The organism is Saccharothrix longispora, from assembly GCF_031455225.1.
In the GTDB taxonomy this organism is placed as follows: Bacteria; Actinomycetota; Actinomycetes; order Mycobacteriales; family Pseudonocardiaceae; genus Actinosynnema; species Actinosynnema longispora.
The window spans coordinates 1,259,842-1,281,942 of sequence record NZ_JAVDSG010000001.1 but is presented as its reverse complement, the minus strand read 5'-3'; the positions used below and the strand labels follow the sequence as shown (position 1 = coordinate 1,281,942).

22 protein-coding genes are annotated in these 22,101 nt (G+C 73.5%); 16 read left to right on the top strand and 6 right to left on the bottom strand.

Going from position 1 to position 22,101, the window contains the following annotated elements:
- Complete coding sequence (locus J2S66_RS05685) at positions 1-369, bottom strand: YciI family protein (RefSeq protein WP_310304639.1); 369 nt, start codon at positions 367-369, stop codon at positions 1-3.
- A gap of 351 nt (positions 370-720) precedes the next feature.
- On the opposite strand from J2S66_RS05685, the gene J2S66_RS05680 reads away from it, so the two are divergent.
- Positions 721-1,092, top strand: a complete 372-nt coding sequence (locus tag J2S66_RS05680) for an STAS domain-containing protein (protein ID WP_310304637.1) — start codon at positions 721-723, stop codon at positions 1,090-1,092.
- Positions 1,093-1,152: 60 nt separating this feature from the next.
- On the opposite strand, the gene J2S66_RS05675 is transcribed toward J2S66_RS05680, so the two are convergent.
- The gene (locus J2S66_RS05675; protein WP_310304635.1) at positions 1,153-1,515 is read right to left on the bottom strand and encodes a DUF6292 family protein; all 363 of its coding nucleotides are present in this window, start codon (positions 1,513-1,515) and stop codon (positions 1,153-1,155) included.
- A gap of 136 nt (positions 1,516-1,651) precedes the next feature.
- Between J2S66_RS05675 and J2S66_RS05670 the strand changes: the two genes are divergently transcribed.
- Together J2S66_RS05670 and J2S66_RS05665 are read left to right on the top strand one after the other, a co-directional pair.
- Complete coding sequence (locus J2S66_RS05670) at positions 1,652-2,467, top strand: alpha/beta fold hydrolase (protein ID WP_310304633.1); 816 nt, start codon at positions 1,652-1,654, stop codon at positions 2,465-2,467.
- Positions 2,468-2,528: 61 nt separating this feature from the next.
- Positions 2,529-3,131 (top strand): class I SAM-dependent methyltransferase, encoded by a 603-nt coding sequence (locus J2S66_RS05665; RefSeq protein WP_310304631.1) that lies wholly within the window; start codon positions 2,529-2,531, stop codon positions 3,129-3,131.
- On the opposite strand, the gene J2S66_RS05660 is transcribed toward J2S66_RS05665, so the two are convergent.
- A complete protein-coding gene (locus J2S66_RS05660; RefSeq protein WP_310304628.1) occupies positions 3,106-3,462 on the bottom strand; it encodes an ArsR/SmtB family transcription factor in 357 nt (118 codons plus the stop codon). The genes J2S66_RS05665 and J2S66_RS05660 overlap by 26 nt on opposite strands.
- 57 nt (positions 3,463-3,519) lie before the next feature.
- Here J2S66_RS05660 and J2S66_RS05655 point away from each other — a divergent pair, with 57 nt between their 5' ends.
- The 4 genes from J2S66_RS05655 (at position 3,520) to J2S66_RS05640 (ending at position 7,509) form a co-directional block, all read left to right on the top strand.
- Positions 3,520-4,869 (top strand): MFS transporter, encoded by a 1,350-nt coding sequence (locus J2S66_RS05655; protein WP_310304625.1) that lies wholly within the window; start codon positions 3,520-3,522, stop codon positions 4,867-4,869.
- Positions 4,870-4,989: 120 nt separating this feature from the next.
- Positions 4,990-6,285, top strand: coding sequence for a Na+/H+ antiporter NhaA (gene nhaA / locus J2S66_RS05650; RefSeq protein WP_310304622.1), 1,296 nt, complete (start codon positions 4,990-4,992; stop codon positions 6,283-6,285).
- A gap of 128 nt (positions 6,286-6,413) precedes the next feature.
- On the top strand, positions 6,414-6,680 hold the full coding sequence (locus tag J2S66_RS05645; RefSeq protein ID WP_310304618.1) for a zinc-ribbon domain-containing protein: 267 nt from the start codon (positions 6,414-6,416) through the stop codon (positions 6,678-6,680).
- Between the two features lie 85 nt (positions 6,681-6,765).
- Entirely contained in the window at positions 6,766-7,509 is a 744-nt protein-coding gene (locus J2S66_RS05640; protein ID WP_310304615.1) for a 3-oxoacyl-ACP reductase family protein, read from the top strand.
- 47 nt (positions 7,510-7,556) lie between these two features.
- Here J2S66_RS05640 and J2S66_RS05635 read toward each other — a convergent pair whose 3' ends face one another.
- From J2S66_RS05635 to J2S66_RS05625, 3 genes are all read right to left on the bottom strand, one after another.
- Positions 7,557-9,335 (bottom strand): thiamine pyrophosphate-requiring protein, encoded by a 1,779-nt coding sequence (locus tag J2S66_RS05635; RefSeq protein WP_310304612.1) that lies wholly within the window; start codon positions 9,333-9,335, stop codon positions 7,557-7,559.
- 184 nt (positions 9,336-9,519) lie between these two features.
- Entirely contained in the window at positions 9,520-10,380 is an 861-nt protein-coding gene (locus J2S66_RS05630) for a trypsin-like serine peptidase (RefSeq protein ID WP_374726065.1), read from the bottom strand.
- A 230-nt stretch (positions 10,381-10,610) separates the two neighbouring features.
- On the bottom strand, positions 10,611-11,357 hold the full coding sequence (locus J2S66_RS05625) for a GH12 family glycosyl hydrolase domain-containing protein (RefSeq protein WP_310304610.1): 747 nt from the start codon (positions 11,355-11,357) through the stop codon (positions 10,611-10,613).
- Positions 11,358-11,753: 396 nt separating this feature from the next.
- Between J2S66_RS05625 and J2S66_RS05620 the strand changes: the two genes are divergently transcribed.
- From J2S66_RS05620 to J2S66_RS05580, 9 genes are all read left to right on the top strand, one after another.
- Positions 11,754-12,710, top strand: coding sequence for a TauD/TfdA family dioxygenase (locus tag J2S66_RS05620; RefSeq protein WP_310304607.1), 957 nt, complete (start codon positions 11,754-11,756; stop codon positions 12,708-12,710).
- 37 nt (positions 12,711-12,747) lie between these two features.
- Positions 12,748-14,301, top strand: coding sequence for an amino acid adenylation domain-containing protein (locus J2S66_RS05615; protein WP_310304603.1), 1,554 nt, complete (start codon positions 12,748-12,750; stop codon positions 14,299-14,301).
- Between the two features lie 85 nt (positions 14,302-14,386).
- On the top strand, positions 14,387-15,529 hold the full coding sequence (locus tag J2S66_RS05610) for an acyl-CoA dehydrogenase family protein (RefSeq protein ID WP_310304600.1): 1,143 nt from the start codon (positions 14,387-14,389) through the stop codon (positions 15,527-15,529).
- A complete protein-coding gene (locus J2S66_RS05605; RefSeq protein WP_310304597.1) occupies positions 15,526-17,070 on the top strand; it encodes an amino acid adenylation domain-containing protein in 1,545 nt (514 codons plus the stop codon). Before J2S66_RS05610 ends, J2S66_RS05605 begins: the two co-directional genes overlap by 4 nt.
- A complete protein-coding gene (locus J2S66_RS05600) occupies positions 17,067-17,378 on the top strand; it encodes a phosphopantetheine-binding protein (protein ID WP_310304594.1) in 312 nt (103 codons plus the stop codon). Before J2S66_RS05605 ends, J2S66_RS05600 begins: the two co-directional genes overlap by 4 nt.
- The gene (locus tag J2S66_RS05595) at positions 17,375-18,718 is read left to right on the top strand and encodes an NAD(P)/FAD-dependent oxidoreductase (protein ID WP_310304591.1); all 1,344 of its coding nucleotides are present in this window, start codon (positions 17,375-17,377) and stop codon (positions 18,716-18,718) included. Before J2S66_RS05600 ends, J2S66_RS05595 begins: the two co-directional genes overlap by 4 nt.
- A gap of 4 nt (positions 18,719-18,722) precedes the next feature.
- Complete coding sequence (gene sbnA / locus J2S66_RS05590) at positions 18,723-19,739, top strand: 2,3-diaminopropionate biosynthesis protein SbnA (RefSeq protein WP_310304588.1); 1,017 nt, start codon at positions 18,723-18,725, stop codon at positions 19,737-19,739.
- A gap of 149 nt (positions 19,740-19,888) precedes the next feature.
- Complete coding sequence (locus tag J2S66_RS05585) at positions 19,889-21,427, top strand: tryptophan halogenase family protein (RefSeq protein ID WP_310304585.1); 1,539 nt, start codon at positions 19,889-19,891, stop codon at positions 21,425-21,427.
- A gap of 66 nt (positions 21,428-21,493) precedes the next feature.
- On the top strand, positions 21,494-22,048 hold the full coding sequence (locus J2S66_RS05580; protein WP_310304582.1) for a flavin reductase family protein: 555 nt from the start codon (positions 21,494-21,496) through the stop codon (positions 22,046-22,048).
- The last annotated feature ends 53 nt before the right edge of the window (positions 22,049-22,101 follow it).

The window sequence follows — 22,101 nt, the reverse complement described above, 5'->3', positions numbered from 1 at the left end:
TCAGGGAGCCGGGGGCAGGTCCTCGAACTCGACGACCTGGCGCACCTCGATCTCGACCTGCCCGAACAGGTCCGCGTACCGCCGGGCGCACTCGACGGCCGCCGCCCGGTCCTCCGCGTTGATCAGCAGGAAGCCGCCGACGACCTCCTTGGTCTCGGTGAACGGCCCGTCGGTCGCGGCGATCGCCCCGTCCGGGGCCTTGCGGACCAGCGCGCCCCGCTCGGACGGGTGGACGCCCTCGGCGCTGATCAGCACGCCCCGGTCGATCCAGTCCTGGACGAAAGCGCCCACCTCCTCGACGAACTCCGGGCTGGGGTCCCGCACCTCCGGGGCGCTCTCGGCCAGCCGGTGCATCATCAGAAACCGCATCGCCGCTCCTCGTGATCGGGGGTCGGGCCGCCCCGGGACGTTCCCGGGGCACGACGGCCGAACCCACCCGTGCGACGAACGGCGACACCCCGGATCGACACGCGGCGCGGGAAGTTCCGGCGGATTCGGCATCCTGCGACGTTCGTCCACCCCGGACCGGCCGCGGGGTCGGGCGTGGACGGAACGTGTCGGGCACGACGTTGTCATCCGGTACGTCGTGCCATATCGTCGTCGACAACCCCTGCGTCCCGCCACGCGGGGCAGGGGTCCGGGTTGAGCAGAAGCTCGGTTGCCGATTCTCGTGCCAATCGAGGAGCTCCATTGGGCAACACCTGTTCCCACATCGCGCCCGTGACCGTGGCCACCCGCGTCGAGCCCGGCGACGTCGCCGTCGTCTCGGTGACCGGCGAGGTCGACCTCGCCTGCGAGGACGTCGTCAACGCGGCGCTCCAGGACCAGTTCGACCACCGCCGCACCGGGCTGGTCGTCGACCTCACCGGGGTCGACTTCTTCGGCTCCGCCGGCATCCGGCTCCTGGTCGACGCCGCCCAGCGCGCACAGCGGCAGGGGACGGCGCTGGCCGTGGCCACCGACCGGCGGGTCGTCCTGCGCCCCCTGGCGATCACGCTCGTCGACCAGGCCGTGGAGATCCACCCGACCGTGCCGGCCGCCGTGGCGGCGCTGCGCGGGACCGGCGTGCCGCAGCGGAGGCTGCGCGCCTGACGTCCACCGACCCGGCGGTCCGGGGTCACAGCGCGTCAGGCGGACCGACCGGGCCGACCCTCACGAAGCCTGCAGCAGCGCGGCGGCCGTGTCCGGGGTGTCCGTCGGCCGGCCGAACAGGCCGACGACCCACTCGGCCACCGCACCGGGCCACGGCACCGCCAGGCCGTCGAGACGGCCCACCACCACGTCCCGGCCGCCGTCGGCCTCCACGACGGCCGACCAGCCGTGCCGCTCGTCCCACAGCAGCGCCACGTCGTGGTCCGGGTACGCGTCCAACCGGCCGTCCAGCGCCAGGTAGATGCCCACGTGGTGGTCGCCCTGCACGCACCAGCAGTCGCCGCCGAGCCCCAACGCGGAGGTGACCGACCTCGCGTATCGCCGAAGGGCGCGGGTCGTGCTGTCGTCGAAGTCCAGGTCCATCACGCCTCGCCACCCCTGCCCCGCCGGTGAACGCCGCGCCGCCTGCTTGACGCCCGCCGGGAGTACCCGCCTGGAACCGGTCAAACCTCCCAGGACGACCCGGTTCGCGGGACCGACCGGTGGGTAGCACAGGTCCATGCGCGACAGGCGGGCACCGGCGACCGCGACCGAGGGCTGGGACGTGGCCGAGTTCACCGGCGCGGTGCACGCCGCCCTGCTCGGGCCGGCGGGAGCACCGGACGTGGTGCTCGTGCACGGTCTGGGCTGCTCGCACCGCTACTTCCTGCCGCTGGCCCGGCGCCTGGCCCCCGACGCGCGGGTGGCCGCCGTCGACCTGCCGGGCTTCGGCCGCACCCCAGGCCCGCCCCGCGCGGCGGACGTCCGGGGGCTCTCCCTGGCGCTGGCCGACTGGCTGCGGGCGACCGGGCGCGGCGGCGCGCCGCTGGTGGCCCACTCTGCGGGCTGCCAGGTCGTCGTGGACCTGGCGGCGCACTCCCCCGACCTGGCCGCGCCGGCCGTCCTGCTCAGCCCGACGATGGACCGGCACGCCCGGTCGACGTCCCGGCAGCTGGCCCGGCTGGCGGCGGACGCGCCGCGGGAACGCCCGGCACTGGTCCCGCTGCTGACCCGCGACTACCTCACGGCCGGCGTGCGCCGGATCGCCGCGACCCTCGACCACCTCCTCGACGACCCCGTGGAGGATAAGGTCGGCTACCTGCGCGCCCCGACCGCCGTCGTGCGCGGCCGGCACGACCCCGTCGTGTCGCGGCGGTGGGCCCGCGAGGTCGCGGCGCTGCTCCCGGACGGCCGCCTCGTCGAGGTGCCCGGCGCCGCGCACGCCGTTCACCACTCCACGCCCGACGCGGTCGCCGCCATCACCCGCTCGGCGCTCCGGGCGGCGCAGCCCCGGTCACGTCGAGCGCCAGGACCAACTCGACCCGCCGGGTCGTGAAGCCGAACCCGTCGTCGCCGCGCAGCGCGTCCGGCGTCGGCGCGCACCAGAATGGCCGACCGTGACCGACGACGCACGTGAGTACTGGGACCGGCAGGCGGACGCGTTCGACGACGAACCCGACCACGGGCTGCGCGACGAGCACGTGCGACGGGCGTGGGCGGACCTGCTGCTGCCGCTGCTGCCGCGGGCGGCCGACGTGGTCGACCTCGGGTGCGGCACGGGCAGCCTCTCGGTGCTCCTGGCGCAGGCCGGCCACCGGGTGCGCGGGCTGGACCTGTCGGACCGGATGGTGGCGGCGGCCAGGGCCAAGGCCGCGGCGGCCGGCGTCGACGTCGGGTTCACGCGGGGCGACGCCGCGTCACCCCGGCTCGGGGCAGGGTCGTGCGACGTCGTCCTCGCCCGCCACGTGCTGTGGGCCCTCCCCGACCCCGCCGCCGCGCTCGCCCGCTGGGTGGAACTGCTCCGACCGGGCGGCCTGCTGCTGCTCGTCGAAGGCCGGTGGTCGACCGGCGTCGGGCTGCGACCCGACGACTGCCACGACCTCGTGCTGACCGTCCGCGAGCACGCCGAGGTCCGACCGCTGCCCGACCCCGCCCTGTGGGGACGGCCGATCGACGACGAGCGCTACCTCGTGGTCAGTCGTGGTCGGGACGACCGGTGAGGTGGTGGTCGGCGGCCTCGACCGCCTCGGCCAGCAACCGCCGCACGTGCCCGCCGCGCACCCGGTAGAGCGCCCGTCGCCCCTCCCGGCGCACCGTCACCAGGCCGGCCAGCTTCAGCTTCGCCAGGTGCTGGGACACCGCGGGCCTGGCCGCGCCGACCGCGGCGGCCAGCGCCGTCACGTCGTGCTCCGCACCGCAGAGCAGCCACACCACCCGCAACCGGGTCGGGTCGGACAGCATGCGGAACGCGTCGACGGCCGCCTCCACGTGCCCGCCGGGAGGCAGTTGTCGCCAGTCCTGCGTTGTTGCAACGTCGTCGCGTGCGCACATGAGCACCTATGGTGGCACCGCCCCAGGAGGAGCACCAGCCGTCCGGAGGTGCGCACCATGCCCGCCGTGCCGTCCAACCGCACGTACCGACGCCTGTTCGCCGCCCAGGTCGTCGCCCTCACCGGCACCGGCCTGGCCACCGTCGCCCTCGGCCTGCTCGCCCACGACCTCGCCGGCCCGGACGCCGGAGCGGTGCTCGGCACGGCGTTCGCGCTCAAGATGGTCGCCTACGTCGGCATCGGCCCACTGGCGGGCGCACTGGCCGCGCGGTTCCCCCGCACGCGACTGCTCGTCACCCTTGACCTGGTCCGCGCCGGCGTGGCCCTCGCCCTGCCGTGGGTCGACCAGGTCTGGCAGGTCCACCTGCTGATCCTCCTGCTCCAATCGGCCTCGGCCGCGTTCACGCCGACGTTCCAGGCCACCATCCCCGACATCCTCGCCGACGAACGCGACTACACCCGCGCCCTGAGCCTGTCCCGGCTCGCCTACGACCTGGAAACCCTGCTCAGCCCCCTGCTCGCCGCCGCGCTCCTGCTCGTCGTCGGCCACGACCTGCTGTTCCTCGGCACCTCCGCCGGGTTCGCCGGCTCCGCCCTGCTGGTGCTCGCCGCCGCGCTCCCGACCACCCGCACCACACCGACCGACCGCACCACGCCCGCCACCCGCCGCACCCCGACCCCCCGCGGCACCCGCGCCTACCTCGGCACCCCCCGGCTGCGCGGCCTGCTCGCCGCGCACGTCGCCGTCGCCGCCGCCGGGTCCGCGGTGCTCGTGGACACCGTCGTCTACGTCCGCGTCCTGCTCGGCCGCGACGAGACCGCCGTCGCCATCGCCCTGGCCGCCCACGGCCTCGGCTCGCTCGTCGCCGCGCTCGCCCTCCCCCGCCTCCTCGACCACGTCGCCGAACGCCCCGTGATGGTGCGCGCCTCCGCCGCCCTCGCCGCCGCACTCGCCACCACCGCCGCCACCACGGCGTTCCTCGACGACCTGCGCTGGCCCGCCCTGCTCGTGCTGTGGGCGGTGGTCGGCGCGGCCGGGTCCCTCGTGCTCACCCCCGCCGGGCGACTCCTGCGCCGCTCGGCGCGCCCGACCGACCTGCCGCACCTGTTCGCCGCCGACTTCTCCCTCTCCCACGCCTGCTGGCTGCTCTGCTACCCGCTGGCCGGATGGCTCGCGACCACCACCTCCATGCCCACCACGCTGCTCGTCCTGGCCGCGATCACCGCCGCCGCAACCGCCGTCGCCACCCGCCTGTGGCCCGCCGGCGACCCCGAGGTGCTCGAACACGACCACCACGACCTGACCGGGGAGCACGACCACCTCCGCGGCGCCGTCCTCGTCGACGGGCGGCACCGGCACGCGCACGCCTACCGCATCGACGACCTGCACACCCGCTGGCCGACGTGACCAACAGCCTTTTGCGCCGGTCGGCACCACTGATTAGGGTTGGCCCGGTTGCTCCGTCATGGAGCATGGTGTGCCGGGAAGCCTGGTCGGCGTCGTGTCCGACCGACCCCGGAGCCGCCCGTGAACCGCCCGAACACCGCCAGGATCTTCACCAGGGGCTCGTGGCCCGAGGCCAAGCGCATCGCCGACGTCCTCCGCCTGGAGACCGTCGGCGGTGTGATCATGCTGGTCGCCGCGCTCCTCGGACTGGTGTGGGCGAACTCCCCCTGGGCCCCGGCGTACGAGGCGCTGCGCGACTTCGAGTTCGGCCCCGAATCGCTGCACCTGCGCCTCTCCGTGGGCCAGTGGGCCTCCGACGGACTGCTCGCGATCTTCTTCTTCATCGCCGGCCTGGAGCTCAAGCGCGAGTTCGTGGCCGGCGACCTGCGCGATCCCCGGCGGGCCGCGGTGCCGGTCGCCGCGGCGATCGGCGGCGTGGTCGTGCCCGCGCTCGTCTACGCCCTGATCAACCTCGGCTCGCCGGAAGCCGCGGCGGGCTGGGCCATCCCGACCGCCACCGACATCGCGTTCGCGCTCGCCGTGCTCGCCGTGATCGGCCGGAACCTGCCCGCGGCGCTGCGGACCTTCCTGCTGACGCTGGCCGTGGTGGACGACCTGATCGCTATCGTGATCATCGCCCTGTTCTACACCGAACAGCTGTCGGTGGTGCCGCTGCTGCTCATGCTGGTGCCACTCGCGCTGTTCACCGTGCTGGTGCAGCGCCGGGTCCGGTCGTGGTGGCTGCTGCTCCCCCTCGCCGCGGCGGCGTGGGCCCTGATGCACGCCTCCGGCGTCCACGCGACGGTCGCCGGTGTGCTGCTCGGCTTCGCGGTCCCGGTCATCCGCCGCAGCGCCGGCGAGGGCCCCGGCCTGGCCGAGCACTTCGAGCACCGCTGGCGCCCCCTGTCGACGGGGGTCGCGGTGCCGGTGTTCGCGTTCTTCGCGGCCGGCGTGGCGATCGGCGGCTTCGACGGGTTCGTCGCCTCGCTGGGCGACAGCGTGACCACCGGCATCGTGGCCGGGCTGGTGGTCGGCAAGGTGATCGGCATCACGGCGAGCACGTGGCTGATGGCGCGGTTCACCAAGGCGACGCTGGACAGCGACCTCGCGTGGGTGGACGTGGTGGGCCTGGCGGTGCTGGGCGGCATCGGGTTCACGGTGTCGCTGCTGGTCGGGGAGCTGGCGTTCGGCGAGGGCAGCACCCAGTACGACGACGCCAAGGTCGCGGTGCTGGTCGGGTCGCTGCTGGCGGCGGTCATCGCGACGGTGATCCTGCGCGCCCGCAACCGCGTGTACCGGCGCATCCACGAGGAGGAGACGCGGGACGTCGACCAGGATGGCATCCCGGACGTCCACCAGCGCCCCGACGCCGACTGACGAAGGGTGCCCACCCGTCGGACATGAAGATTTTTCGTCACCACTGAAGTCACGGAGCCCCCTGCGCGATTGGCCACCCCGAACGGTGGAACCCCCGGGCGGACGACGCGACGAGGAGGGTGCGGCACATGGTGATCTTCGGCTTGCGGACCAAGGTCTTCGTCCTGGCGATGCTGACGCTGCTGTGCCCCCGGTGCGGCAACCCGGCGGCGCACGCCCTGCGCAAGTCGGTCACGAAGTTCTCGCTGTTCTTCGTCCCGCTGTTCCCGGTCGGCACCAAGCACACCACCCAGTGCACGTTCTGCGGCACGACCAACCGCATCTCCAAGGAGCAGGCGGGGCGACTGGCGCGGCAGGCCGACGGTCCCGCGCCCCAGTCGTGGGCGCAGGGGTAGTCGCGGGGCAGGACGCGAACCCGCCCGGACCGTGAGGTCCGTTTCCCGCCGGACCCGCGACGCCGCACCGGACACGATCACCGGCATGGACGACATTGTGGACAACAGGGTCGCGCTGGTCACCGGTGGCAGCCGGGGCATCGGAGCGGCGGTGGCGCTGCGGTTGGCGCGGGACGGCGCCGACGTGGTGCTGACCTACCAGCACGCGGCCGAGGCCGCGTCGGCGGTGGTGGCGGAGATCGAGGCGGGCGGGCGGCGCGCGCTGGCCGTCCGGGCGGACAGCGGGGACCGGGACGCCGCGACCGCCGCGGTGGAGCGGGTGGTCGACCGGTTCGGGCGGATCGACGTGCTGGTCAACAACGCCGGGGCCCTCCGGGTCGGCCCGATCGGGGAACTCGGGCCGGCGGAGTTCGAGGAGGTCGTGGCGGTCAACGTCCGCGCGCCGTTCCTCGCGTCGAGGGCGGCGGCCGCGCACATGACCGCGGGCGGTCGCATCGTCAACATCGGCAGCAACGTGGCCGAGCGCGTGACGTTCCCCGGTTTCTCCCTGTACGCCCTGAGCAAGTCCGCACTGGTCGGGCTGACCAGGGGGCTCGCCCGGGAGCTGGGGCCGCGCGGGATCACCGTCAACCAGGTCAACCCCGGGCCGGTCGACACCGACATGAACCCGGCGGACGGACCGCTCGCCGACGCGATCAACGGGTTCACGGCCCTGGGCCGCTTCGGCACCCCGGACGAGATCGCGGCGACCGTGTCGCACCTGGCCGGCGACGGCGGCGCGTACGTGACCGGCGCCGTGATCGCGGTGGACGGCGGGTTCAACGGCTGAGGGGTCGGGTGGCGCCGCGCGGTCCGGGCCCGCGCGGCGCCACCCGTTCAGGAGTGGCCCTCCTGGGCGCGCTGCCGGCGCAGGTTCTCGCGCTCGGCGTCGGCGTCCGGTTCCTGGTCCAGCGCGCGGTGCACCTGGTCGAGGGCCGACTCGGGCAGGTGCGGCGCGAGCAGCGGCACGGCCGGGTCGACGATCGCCTCCACGACGACGGGCCGGTCCGCGCCGAAGGCCTCGTGCCACGCACCGGCCAGGTCGTCGGGCGAGTCGACGCGGATGCCGCGCAGGCCGAGCAGCTCCGCGTAGGCCGCGTAGGGGAACTCCGGCACGCGCTGCGAGACCGGGAAGCGCGGGTCGCCCTCCATCTCGCGCTGCTCCCAGGTGACCTCGTTGAGGTCGCGGTTGTGCAGCACCAGCACCACGAACCGGGGGTCCGCCCACCCGCGCCAGCGGTCGGCCACGGTGATCAGCTCCGGCAGGCCGCTCATCTGCATCGCGCCGTCGCCGACCATCGCCAGCACGGGCCGGTCGGGCGCGTGCAGCTTGGCGGCCAGGCCGTAGGGCATGGCGCAGCCCATCGACGCCAGGTAGCTGGACGTGTGCGCGGGCGCGCCCACCGGGAGCGCGAGGTGGCGGGCGAACCAGTAGGTGGACGAGCCGACGTCCACGGCGACCTGCACGTCCGCGGGCAGGTGCCCGGACAGCTCGTGCACCACCAGTTCCGGGTTGAGCGGGTCGGCGGGGGTGCGGGCGCGTTCACCGGCCACCCGCCGCCACCGGGCGACCGCCGCGAACACCCGCTCCTCCCAGCTCCGGTCGGGGTTGTGGCGCAGCAGCGGCAGCAACGCCGACAGCGTCTCACGCGCGTCGCCGACCAGCGCGGCCTCGACCGGGTACTTGCTGCCCACCACGCGCGCCTCGATGTCGACCTGCACGGCGCGGGCCTGGCCGGGTTCCGGGTAGAACTCGGTCCACGGGTCGTTGCTGCCGACGATGAGCAGGGTGTCGCAACCGGACATCAGCTCGGCCGACGCGGTGGTGCCCAGGTGGCCCATGACGCCGGTGTGCCAGGGCGCGTCCTCGGGGATCACCGGCTTGCCCACCAGCGACGCGGTCGCGCCCGCGCCCAGCGCCTCCACCACCCGCGCCACCTCGCGCCCGGCGCCGGCCGCGCCGCGGCCGATCAGCAGCGCCGGCCTCTTTCCGGCGTTGAGCACGTCGGCGGCGCGGCGCAGGTCGTCCTCGCGCGGCAGCACCCTCGGGCGGGCGGTGACCGCCGAGGACGGCACGACGCCGTGGGTGTGCGGCAGGTCGTCGGCGGCGTCCGCGCGCTGCACGTCGTGCGGGACGATCAGGCACGTCGGGACGCCTTCGGAGATCGAGGTCCGCATGGCGTTGTCCAGCAGCACCGGCAGCTGCTCGGGCGCGGACACGGTCTGGAGGTACTGGCCGCAGACGTCCTTGAACAGCGTGTGCAGGTCCACCTCCTGGAGGTAGCCGGTGCCCAGCGCGCTGGTCACGACCTGCCCGACGATCGCCACGACCGGGCGGCGGTCGAGCTTGGCGTCGTAGAGGCCCGCCAGCAGGTGGATCGCGCCGGGTCCCTGGGTGGCCAGGCACACGCCGACCTCGCCGGTGTACTTGGCGTGGCCGCAGGCGGCGAACGCGGCCATCTCCTCGTGCCGCGTGGGCACGAACTCCGGGTCGCCGGCGCGGTGCAGGGCCGCCAGGAGGGGGTCGATGCCGTCACCGGCGTACCCGAAGACCCTGGGCACGCCCCACGTGCGCAACCGCTCGACCAGGGCGTCCGCGACGGTCCGGCCGCTCACGCGACGTCCCGGGCGTTCGGGCCCTCTTCCCGGCGTCCACCGGTCGCGTGCCGCACCACTGCCTCCATGCCGTCTCCCTCGCCCGTCTGGCCGAACGGCTTCCCCGGAGGAGGGCGCCGAAACGCCGGCGGGGTGACGGCACGCGGGCCGGGCGCGTGGCGGTGCGCCCGGCCCGCGGTCCGGGTCAGGCGGCCTGCGCCTGGTTGTAGAGGTTCTGGGCGTCCGCGCCGAAGAACGGGCCGAACATCCAGTTCGGGAAGAAGTTGATCTTGTAGCTGTTCACCGAGTTGAGCGTGCCGGTGCCGGTGGCCTCGGAGAAGGAGCGGAACCAGGGACCGCCGCTCGCGCCGCCGGTCATGTCGCACGTCATGCCGATGCCGTTGCTGAGGAACGCGTTGAACGTCCGCCCGCTGCAGTAGATCAGCCTGGTGCCGTCGTACGGCGTGGCGGCGGGGTAGCCGAAGGCGTAGGTGTCGGCGGCCTTCGGCTGGTTGAAGGCGATGCCCTGGGCCCCGACGACGTCGGTGAGGGACTGGCCGTTCAGCTGGCCGACGACGATGGCGCCGATGTCGTAATTGATGTCCTCGCTCGCGTGCCACTGCGGGGTGGCGAAGGTGGCGCGCGCGTTCCACGTGCCGTACGGGGCGTTGCCGTTGTCGTAGGCCGGCACGAAGGCGACGTTGGTGTGGTACGCGCCGTCCAGCTTCACGCAGTGCCCGGCCGTGATGACCGTGCTCTTGTTGCCGCTGGTGACGGCGTTGCCGCTGCACGAGGCGTTGCGGCCCTGGTAGGTGAAGAACACGCGCCCGGCGGTGGCCACGACGGCGCCGCCACCGGTCCACGGGCTGCCCCCGTTCGGGATGGCCAGGGGGGCGACGGAGGTCGGTTCACCGGTCGGGACCGACGCGCGCAGCGCGGAGGCCGGCGCGGTGCGGATGTCGAGCGGCGCGGCGGCGCGCATCCGCTCCGGCGTCCAGTAGGCGCCGGGCTCGGCCGCCTGGACGGCGGGGACGGTGACGAGCGATAACGCCAGGGCACTCGTCAAGGTGAGCAGTCTTTTCACACCACGGTGCAAGATCTCCACCTTTCGTGGGTCGATCACGGGCAGGGACCGTGGTGAGGAAGTTACTCAGTGCCACGCTTCACCGTTTCCGGCGAACGGGTGGAGTCCGCGAGTATTCGGACGCGTACCCGCCCCGGAACGCGATGTCGTCGCGGCGGGGTGCGGGACCGGGCGGGCGCGGTGCGCGTCGACCACGCCCGCCCGGCGTGCCGTCACCCGCCGACGGAGGCCGAGAAGTTGTCGACGCCGAGGCCGACGCCGCCGTTCCACGGTTCGAACCCGGCCTGGATGCTGGTCAGGTACCAGGACGTGGTGACCATCCCGCGGTTGCGGACGTCGTTGACGAAGTCGAGCACGTTGAACGACCACGAGTTGATCGGCGACGGCGCGACGTAGGAGATCACGTTGTTGGCGCCGTTGCTGCCGCGCCAGACCTGCCAGGTGCGACCGCCGACGGTGCCGGTGCCGACCTGGCTGCCGATGGGCTGGATGGAGCCCTGGCGGTTGAACCAGATCATGATCTCCACCTGGTTGACCCCGTTGGTCTTCGGGGTGGGGTCGAGCCAGATGTCGTACGAGGCGTTGTAGGTGCCGCCGGTGTACCGGTAGGTGATCGACGACGACGCGCTGCGGATGCGGCTGACCTGCATGGGCAGGGTGGAGCCGGGCGAGCAGTTGCCGTAGTGGCAGCCCAGGTAGACCGACGGGTAGGACAGGGGCGCGCCGTTGGTGGGCGCCGAGCCCGCCTGCTGGGTGATCCGGAACCCGGTCGAGGTGACGTTGATGCACTGGGTCGCCGACGAACCCCACCTGTTGTTCTGGACCACGTAGCGGCCCTGGATGGTGGTCGTGCCGTACTGGTCGCAGATCGACACGTCGGCCTGGGCCGGTCCGGTCACGGTGATCGCGCTCGCGACCAGCAGGCCGGCCAGTGCGACGGCGCGGGTGGTGCTTCGCATGGAACTCCTCTCGAAGTGTCCACGGCGGCGGGGCACAGCTCTGGGAGCGCTCCCAGCATAGGGCCTGACCGGCGCCCCGCGCAGCACTGCGTGCCGCCGGCCGCCCCGGACCGCTGCCGCGACCGCTCCTGCCGCCGGTTCGCCCCCGGCGAGGACCCCGGTCCCCGGCGGTCCCGGCGGGGCCTATACCCCAGCCATATCGGCCCGCCGACGACCGCGTATAGCGCCCGCATAGCCCGCGCGAAGATCCTGGCCCAGCCCGCCGGCCGCGCAGCGCCAACCCGACCACAGTGGACGGTGCCGACCGGACGTCCGGGAGGGCGTCACGACCACCGCCCGCCCACGTCTGCCGTGCGCGACCCGTGTCCTCACCGGCAGTGCTGTGAAGGGGAAGTGATGGACGAGAACGCCGTGTTCACGTTGACCGCCGAGGAACGCGCCCAGGCCAGGGCCGGCGCGGACCGGCTCACCGGCACCCCGCCCCGCAAGGTCGACGAGCCCGCCTGGGTCGACGAGTGCCGGATCGCGTCGACGACGCTGCCGCAGCGGCTGCGCGCGCGACTGGCCGAGTTCCGCCGCGACCCCGGGCCGAACGGCGCGCTGCTGGTGCGCAACCTGCCGGGCGCGGCCGAACGGCCCACCCCCAACGAGGCCGGCTCGGTCGAGCGCGACGCCACGCCCGGCGCCGCCGTGATCGGCATGGTGTCCATGCAGCTCGGCGAGGTCATCGCCTACCGCAACGAGAAGTCCGGCGCGCTCGTGCAGAACGTGGTGCCGGTGCCCGGCCGGGAGACCCAGCAGAGCAACGCGGGCTCCACCCGGCTGGAGATGCACGTGGAGAACGCGTTCCACCCCCGCCGGCCGGACTACGTGGGCCTGCTGTGCGTGCGCGCCGACCACGAGCGCGTCGCCGGCCTCCAGGTCGGCTGCATCCGCCGGGCCGTGCACGAGCTGCCCGAGGACGTCCGGGCCGTGCTCGCCGAACCCCGGTTCACCACGCAGGCCCCGCCGTCGTTCGGCCGCCCGGACGACGCCGCCCCGGCGCACGCCGTGCTCACCGGCGAGCCGACCGACCCGGACGTCCAGGTCGACTTCCACGCCACCCACGGCCACGACGCCGACGCCAAGAACGCGCTGGAGGTGCTCCGGGACGCGGTGGAGACCGTCGTCGAGACGCTGGTGCTGCTGCCCGGCGACCTCGCCCTCGTCGACAACCGGGTCACCCTGCACGGCCGGACGCTGTTCACGCCGCGCTACGACGGCAACGACCGCTGGCTCTACCGGACCTTCGTCCACCTGGACCACCGCCGCTCGCGCCCGCTGCGCGACCTGCACGGGCACGTCCTGGCGTGAAGCGCCGACCCGCGCACCGGTGTGAGGAGGACCCGCGATGACCCCGACGCCCGGAGGGCTGATCCCCGCACTGGTCGCCCGGCAGGCCGCCGCCACCCCGGCCGCGGTGGCCGTGCTCGACGAGACCGGCCCGCTGACCTACGCCGAGCTGGACCTGCGCGCGAACCGGCTGGCGCACCTGCTGCGCGCCCGCGGGGTGCGCGCCGAGAGCACGGTCGGCGTGTGCCTGCACCGCGGGGTGAACCTCGTGGTGGCGCTGCTCGCCGTGTGGCGGGCCGGCGGCGCCTACCTGCCGCTGGACCCCACCCACCCCGGTCGCCGGACCGCCTCGCTGCTCCGGTCCGCCGGCGCGGACCTCGTGCTCACCCAGACCATCACCGACGCGCCGATGGCCGCCGCCGGCGTGCGCACGGTGGTGCTGGACCGCGACCTGACCGCCGCCGACGGGTTCCCGGGCGGCGCGCCCCCGGCGGTGACCGGCGACCAGGCCGCGTACGTGCTGTTCACGTCCGGCTCGACCGGGACGCCCAAGGGCGTGGTGGTGCACCACGCGGGCATCGCCAACCGGGTCGGCTGGACGGTGCGCGCGCACGGCCTCGGCCCGGGTGACCGGGTGCTCCAGAAGACCGAGCTGACGTTCGACGCGGCGTGCTGGGAGATCTTCGCCCCGCTGGTGTCCGGCGGGACGGCCGTGCTCGCCCCGACCGGCGCCGAGCGCGACCCGGCGCTGATCACGCGGTTGCTGGCCGAACGGGGCATCACCGTCCTCCAGGTCCTGCCCTCCCTGCTGCGGACCCTGGTCGACGAACCGGGCTGGGCGCACTGCGGCTCGCTGCGGCTGCTGTTCTCCGCGGGCGAGCAGCTGCACGCCGAGCTGGTGCACCGGTTCCTGGCCCAGCTGCCGGACCCCGGCGCGGTGCAGGTGTGGAACACCTACGGCCCCACCGAGTGCGCCATCGACGTCACCGCGCACCGCTTCGACCCCGCCCAGCCGTCGGGCCCGGTGCCGATCGGCCGGCCCATCGACGGACTGCGCGTGCTCGTGCTCGACGAACGCGGGGAACCCGTGCCGCCCGGCGGGCGGGGCGAGCTGTTCGCGGGCGGCGTCGGCGTCGGCCGCGGCTACCTCGGCCGCCCGGAGCTGACCGCCGAGTGGTTCGGGCCCGACCCGGGCGGCCCGCCCGGCGCGCGGCTCTACCGCACCGGCGACCTGGTGCGCCGGCGCGACGACGGGGCCCTGGAGTACCTGGGCCGGCGCGACGACCAGGTCAAGGTGGGCGGCGTGCGGATCGAGCCCGGCGAGGTGGAGGCCGCGCTGGCCGCCCACCCCGCGCTGCGCGGCGCCGTGGTGGTCGGCTTCCCGACCGCGAGCGGCACCGGGCTGGCCGCCTACGTGCGCACCGCCGACGGCTCGGTGCCGCCCGGCCTGCGCGAGTTCCTGGCCCTGCGGCTGCCCGCGACGCACCTGCCGGTCGCCTACCTCGGCGTGACGTCGTTCCCCACGACCGCGAGCGGCAAGGTCGACCGGGCGGCGCTGCCCGCGCCGGACCAGGCCCTGCCGCCGCCACGGGAACCCGTGCGCGCCGGCTGATCCGGCGAGGACAGTCCGGGTAGTGCCCGAATATAGGTCGACCCGCGAGCGTGGGCGGAGCCGAGTCGTCGAACCGGAGAAGGACATGGACTTCGATCTCACGCGCGAACAGCGCCGCCGCGGCGAGGACCTGGACGCCGCGGTGCGCGAGCGGTTGGGCGACGACCGTCCGTCCACACCGGAGGGTCACTTCACCCGGGACCGCTGGCTGGTGGCCGCCGGGCTCGGGCTGACCGGCCTGTGCCTGCCCGTCGAGCACGGCGGCGGCGGCCTGGGCGCCCTGGACACGGCGCTGAGCCTGGAGGTGTTCGGCCGGGCGTGCCCCGACACGGGCCTCGTGTTCGGCGTCGCCGCGCACCTGCTGGCCTGCGCCGTGGCGGTCCGCGACTTCGCCACCCCGGGGACCGCCGCGGAGCTGCTGCCGGGGCTGGCCGACGGGAGCGTGATCGCGGCCAACGCGATCACCGAGGACGAGGCCGGCTCGGACGTCGCCCGGCTGGGGACGAAGGCGGTCGCCGACGGCGACGGCTACCGGCTCACCGGCGTCAAGTCGTTCTCCAGCAACGCGCCCCTGGCCGACGTGTTCGTCACCTACGCGACCACGGACCCGGGCGCCGGGTTCCTCGGCAACACCGGCTTCGTGGTCCGCCGCGACTCCCCCGGCGTCGAGGTCGGCCCGCCGATGGTCAAGATGGGCCTGCACGGCTGCCCCGCGGGCCGGCTCACCCTCGCCGACACCCCCGTGCCGGCGCGCGACGTGCTCGGCGAGCCCGGCCAGGGCGGGGCGATCTTCCAGCACTCCATGGGCTGGGAGCGCGCCTGCCTGTTCGCGATCTACCTCGGTCTGATGGACGACCAGCTGCGCCGCTGCGTCCGGCACGCCCGCCGCCGCCGCCAGTTCGGCAAGCGCATCGGCGAGTTCCAGGCCGTCGCGCACCCGATCGCGGAGATGCGCCACCGCCTCGACAGCGCCCGCCTGCTGCTCTACCGCGCGTGCTGGCGGATGGACCAGGGCCGCGCGGACACCACCGAGGTCTCGCTGGCCAAGATCGCCGTGTCCGAGGCGGCGGTCGCCAACGGCATCACCGCGATGCAGGTGTTCGGCGGCAGCGGCTACCTCGCCGAGACCGGGATCGAGGCGCAGCTGCGCGACTCGCTGCCCGCCAGGGTCTTCTCCGGCACCAACGAGGTGCACCGCACCATCGTCGCGAGGGGGATGGGCCTGTGAGCCTCCACCAGCTCGTCATCGACACCGCCGCCCGCCACCCCGACCGGCTCGCCGCGTCCTGCGCCGGGACCGCGCTCGCCTACCGCGAGCTGGACGAGGCCGCCGACCGGTTCGCGCACCGGCTGCGCGCGCTGGGCGTGGGCCGGGGCGACCGCGTGGTCCTGTGGTCGGACAAGTCCACCGACGTGGTCGCCGCCATGCAGGGCGTGCTCCGGCTCGGCGCGGCCTACGTGCCCATGGACCGGACCGCCCCGCTCGCCCGGGTCGTCATGCTCGCCGCGGACTGCGGCGCGGCGGCCGTCTGCGCCGACGCCGGCCGCCTCCCGGACCTGCGCGAGGCGATCGCGGGCACGGCGCCGTGCCTGGACCTGCACGACGACGAGGTCCGCGAGGTCGAGCCGGTGCACGAGCGGGTGACCGACGACGACCTGGCCTACGTCCTCTACACCTCCGGCTCGACCGGCACGCCGAAGGGCGTGTGCGTCAGCCACCGCAACGCGCGGGCCTTCGTGGACTGGGCGGTCGCCGAGCTGGACGTCCGCCCCGGCGACCGGCTGGCCAACCACGCGCCGCTGGTGTTCGACCTGTCGGTGCTCGACCTGTACGCGGCGTTCGCCACGGGCGCGTCGGTGCACCTGCTGCCCGCCGAACTGGCCTACGCCCCCGCGCAGCTCGTGCGGTTCCTGCACGACGAGCGGATCAGCGTCTGGTACTCGGTGCCGTCCGCGCTGGTGCTGATGATCCGCGACGGCGGCCTGCTCGACGACCCCGCGCCCGACGCGCTGCGGGTGCTCTGCTTCGCGGGCGAGCCGTTCCCGATCGGCGGCGTGCGCGCCCTGGCCGGCTGGACCGACGCCCGCCTGCTCAACCTCTACGGCCCCACCGAGACCAACGTCTGCACCTTCCACGAGGTCACGCCGGCGGACCTGGAGCGGGACCGGCCGGTGCCCATCGGCCTGGCCTGCTCCGGCGACACCGCGTGGGCCGAGCGCCCCGACGGCGCGGTCGCCGGTCCCGGCGAGGAGGGCGAGCTGCTGGTCGAGGGCCCGACCGTGCTGCTGGGCTACTGGGGCTCCCCGCCCCAGCGCGGCCCGTACCGCACCGGCGACGTGGTGCGCGTGCTCGACGACGGCTCGTTCGACTACGTCGGCAGGCGCGACCACACGGTGAAGGTGCGCGGCCACCGGGTCGGGCTGGGCGAGGTGGAGCTGGCCGTCGAGAGCCACCCGGACGTCGACGACGCCGCGGTGGTCGTGGCGGGCAGCGGCATCGACGCCCGCCTGGTCGCCTTCGTGGTGCCGGTGAAGGGCCGCGCCCCCGGGCCGCTGGGCGTCAAGGCGCACTGCGCCCGCCTCCTGCCGTCCTACGCCGTGGTCGACCGGGTCCACGTCACGGCGGACCTGCCGCGCACGTCCAACGGCAAGGTCGACCGGCCCGCCCTGGTCCGCAGGCACGAGGACCTGGTCGCGCGGCGGACCGAACGCAAGGAGCAGCCGGTGGTCGCCGACGCGTCGGCCGGCCCGGAGAGGAGTACGCCGTGAAGCAAGGCGAAGTGGAACTCGCGCTGCTGGAGTTCATCCGGGAGGAGTTCCTGTGGGGTGACGAGGACCGGGAGCTGACCCTGTCCACGCCGCTGCTGGAGTGGGGCATCATCGACTCGCTGCGCACCGCGGTCCTGCTCACCCACGTCCGCGAGCGGTTCGGCGTGTACGTCTCGCACGCCAAGGTCAACTCGCGCAACTTCCGCGACATCACCAGCATCGCCGGCCTCGTGCTGGCCGAAGCCCCCGAACACGACCCGCAGGCCGAACCGGTCGCGGCGAGCACCGCGGACAGGGAGAACTCATGACCACCGACTACGACGTCGCGATCATCGGCGGCGGACCGGCCGGGTCCACCATGGCCTCCTACCTGGCGAGGGCCGGCCTGTCCGTGGTGGTGTTCGAGAGCGAGACGTTCCCGCGGCCGCACGTCGGCGAGTCGCTGGTGCCCGCGACCACTCCGGTGCTGAACGAGATCGGCGTGCTGGACAAGGTCGACGAGGCGAAGTTCCCGAAGAAGTTCGGCGCGTCCTGGACGTCGGCGGAGTCCCGCGACATCCCGTTCATGGGCTACCAGGGGCTGTCGCACGACTGGTCGGCGGAGATCCAGTTCGTCGAGCGCAACCAGCCGGGCGTGGACCGCGACTACACCTTCCACGTCGACCGCGCCCGGTTCGACTCGATCCTGCTGCGCCACGCCCAGGAGCAGGGCGCGACCGTGTTCAACGGCGCGCGGGTGCGCGACGTCGACTTCGACGACCCGGAGGCGGTCAAGGTGACCGTCCGCTTCGGGCCGCGCGATGCCGTCTACACCGCGGGCATGGTGGTCGACGCGTCGGGCCGGCAGACGATGGTGGGCCGCAAGCTCAAGCTCAAGGTGTCCGACCCGGTGTTCGACCAGTACGCGCTGCACACCTGGTTCGAGGACCTGGACCGGGACGCCATCGCGCCCAACGCGTCCGTGGTCGACCACATCTTCGTGCACTTCCTGCCGATCAAGGACACCTGGGTCTGGCAGATCCCGATCACCGACACGATCACCAGCATCGGCGTGGTGACGCAGAAGAAGCGGTTCACCGAGGCCGGCACCGAACGCGAGGAGTTCTTCTGGGACTTCGTCGGCAGCCGCCCCGAGCTGGCCGAGGCGCTGAAGAAGGCGAAGCAGGTCCGGCCGTTCAAGGTCGAGGGTGACTACAGCTACGCGATGACGCAGATCTGCGGCGACCGGTTCGTGCTGATCGGCGACGCCGCCCGGTTCGTCGACCCGATCTTCTCCAGCGGGGTGAGCGTCGCGCTCAACAGCGCCCGCATCGCCGCGCAGGACATCATCGCCGCGCACGCCGAGGGCGACTACGCCAAGAAGCGGTTCGACACCTACGAGACCAAGCTGCGCCGCGCGGTGAAGTACTGGTACGAGTTCATCTCGATCTACTACCGCCTCAACGTGCTGTTCACCGCGTTCGTGCAGGACCCGCGCTACCGCACCGACGTGCTCAAGATGCTCCAGGGCGACGTGTACGACGGCGAGGAGCCGAAGGCGCTGGCCGCGATGCGCGAGGTGGTGGCGGCCGTGGAGGCCGACCCGGACCACCTGTGGCACCCGTACCTCGGCTCGCTCCGGGCACCGGCCGCCGCGCCGGGCTTCTGAGCCGATGGTCAACCCCGCGCTGCGCGGCATCCTCTCCACGGTCGGCAGCACGCCGCTGGTCGAGCTCGAACGCTTCTCCGTCGAGCTCGACCTCCAGGTGCACGCCAAGGTGGAGAAGTTCAACCCGGGCGGCAGCATCAAGGACCGCACCGCGGTCGCCATGCTGCTGGACAAGCTCTACACCGGGGAGCTGGACCCGGCGCGGTCGGTCGTCGTCGAGTCCAGCTCGGGCAACCTGGCGATCGGGTTGGCGCAGCTGTGCCGGTACTTCGGGCTGCGGTTCATCTGCGTGGTGGACGCCAAGACGACCGGGCACAACGTCAAGATCCTCCGGGCGTACGGCGCGGAGGTGGAGGTGGTCACCACCCCGGACCCGGAGACCGGCGAGCTGCTGCCCGCGCGGTTGGCCCGGGTCCGGGAGCTGGTGGCGACCCTGCCGCACGCGTTCTGGCCCAACCAGTACGCGAACCCGCGCAACCCGCAGGCGCACGAGCGCACCATGCGGGAGATCGTGACGGCGCTGGACGACCCGGTCGACTACCTGTTCGTCCCGGCGGGCACGACCGGCACGCTCCAGGGCTGCGGGCGCTACGTGCGGCGGCACGGGCTGCGCACGGAGATCATCGCCGTGGACGCGGTGGGCAGCGCGCTGTTCGACCCCGCTCCCCCGCCGGTGTCCCGGCTGATCCCCGGGCACGGCGCGTCGGTGCGGCCGCAGATCCACGACGCCTCGGCGCCGCACCGCGTGGTGCACGTGACCGACCTGGACTGCGTGGCGGGCTGCCGCGCGCTGGTCGAGCGGGAGGCGGTGCTGGCGGGCGGCTCGTCCGGTGCGGCGGTCACCGCGCTGCACCGCCTCGCGCCGTCCCTGCCCCGCGGCTCGACGTGCGTGCTGGTGCTGCCCGACGGCGGCGACCGCTACCTGGACACGATCTACTCCGACGAGTGGGTGGTCGAGCACCTGGGGCGCGTGCCGGACCTGTGGGCGGACGCCGCGCCCGTTCTGTCGGCCGCCAATTGATATTCCGGAAGCATACCCGCAATATAGCGCCGGTATGGCGCGGAACAGCAGAGTCGAGGACGATTCCGAACCGCCCCGAGCAATCCCGCCGGGAGTTCCCCGGGGACGCGTTCCGGCACGAGGAAAGCTTACCTGACAGGGAGTGGCACATGATCCGATCCGTGGTGATCGTGGGTGGCGGCACAGCGGGGTGGATGACCGCGACCTACCTGAAGACCGCCTTCGGCGACCGCGTCGACGTGACCCTCGTGGAGTCCGCGCAGGTCTCCCGGATCGGCGTGGGAGAGGCGACGTTCAGCACCGTCCGCCATTTCTTCGACTACCTCGGCCTGGACGAGCGGGAATGGCTGCCGAAATGCGCGGGCAGCTACAAGCTCGGTATCCGGTTCGAGAACTGGCGCAAGCCCGGCGAGCATTTCTACCACCCGTTCGAGCGGCTGCGCGGCGCCGACGGGTTCAGCCTCGCGGAGTGGTGGCTCGAACTGGGCGACCGCAGCGAGCCGTTCGACCGGTCGTGCTTCATCACCACGGCGCTGTGCGACGCCGAGCGCTCGCCGCGGATGCTGGACGGCTCGCTGTTCGTGTCCAGCCTCGACGGGCCGCTGGGCAAGTCGACGCTGGACGACCAGCGCGCGCAGTTCCCCTACGCCTACCACTTCGACGCCGACGCGGTGGCGCGCTTCCTCGGTGACTTCGGCCGGGCGCGCGGCGTCAAGCACGTGGTGGACGAGGTGGTCGACGTCGGCCTGGACAGCCGCGGCTGGATCTCCGAGATCCGCACCAAGGAGCACGGCGCCATCACCGGCGGCCTCTACGTCGACTGCACCGGCTTCCGCGGCCTGCTGATCAACAAGGCGATGGGCGAGAAGTTCCAGTCCTTCGAGGACCTGCTGCCCAACAACCGGGCGGTCGCGCTGCGCGTGCCGCGCGAGGACGCCACCGACATGCAGCCGTACACCACGGCGACCGCGATGACGGCGGGCTGGTCGTGGACGATCCCGCTGTTCCGCCGCAACGGCAACGGCTACGTCTACTCCGACCAGTTCATCACGCCGGAGGAGGCGGAGCGCGAGCTGCGCGAGAAGGTGGCGCCGGGCCGGGACGACCTGGAGGCCAACCACATCCGGATGCGGATCGGCCGCAACGACAACTCCTGGGTCAACAACTGCGTGGCGATCGGCCTGTCCAGCGCGTTCGTCGAGCCGCTGGAGTCCACCGGCATCTTCTTCATCCAGCACGCCATCGAGCAGCTGGTCAAGCACTTCCCCGACGGCGGCTTCGACCAGCGGATGATCTCGGCCTACAACAACCGGATCAACAAGGCCGTCGACGGCGTCAAGGAGTTCCTCGTCCTGCACTACCGGTCGGCGGACCGCGAGGACACGCCGTACTGGAAGGAGACCAAGACCCGGCCCATCCCGGAGGCCCTCCAGGAGAAGCTGGCGCTGGCCGAGTCGCACCTGCTCGACGAGGAGACGATCTACCCGCACTACCACGGGTTCGAGAGCTACTCGTGGAACACCATGAACCTGGGCCTGGGGCGCATCCCGCTCACCGCGCGCCCCGCGTTGCGCCACCTCGACCCGACCAACGCGCTGGCGGAGTTCGCCAAGCTCAAGGCCGAGGCCGACGAAATGGTCGCGACCCTGCCCAGCTGCTACGAGTACCTCGCCAGCATCAACGACTGACCGGCGGAGGGACGTCCGGCCGACCCGCGGAGCACATCACCGACGATCACCCGATGGGGGCAACACATGCAGACGATCCGGACCGACACCCACGCCGGGCAGGTAGCCCCCAGAGCCGTCAAGGACTTCATGACCGGCTACTTCACCGGCGTCACCGTCGTCACCGCGTTCTCCGGTTCCGGCCGGCCGCACGGGCTCACCTGCAACTCGCTGGTCAGCGTCACCCTCGACCCGCCCACGCTGCTGGTCTGCCTCGACCAGGGCGCCGGCACCCTGGCCGCCGTGCGCGAGACCGGCGCCTTCGCGGTGAACCTGATGTCGGAGCGGGGTCGGGCCACCGCCGAGCGGTTCGCCTCGGCCGCGCCGGACCGGTTCGACTCGGTGGCGTGGGAGCGCTCGGCGCACGGGGTGCCGGTGCTGGTCGACGACGCCCTCTCGGTGGCCCAGTGCGCGGTGGCCGACCTGCACCGGGTCGGCGACCACACCGTGGTGTTCGGTCGCATCCTCGACGTCGAGAACCGGCCGGGGAACCCCCTGCTGTACGGGATGCGGACGTTCTCCGGCGCCCCCGAGGGGGTCCTGGAGGCGGCCGTCCCCGGGACCCTGCCCGCCGGTCGCTGACCCCGGTGCCACCACCGCCCGGCACCGGGGCGGACCACCCACCACCACAGCGG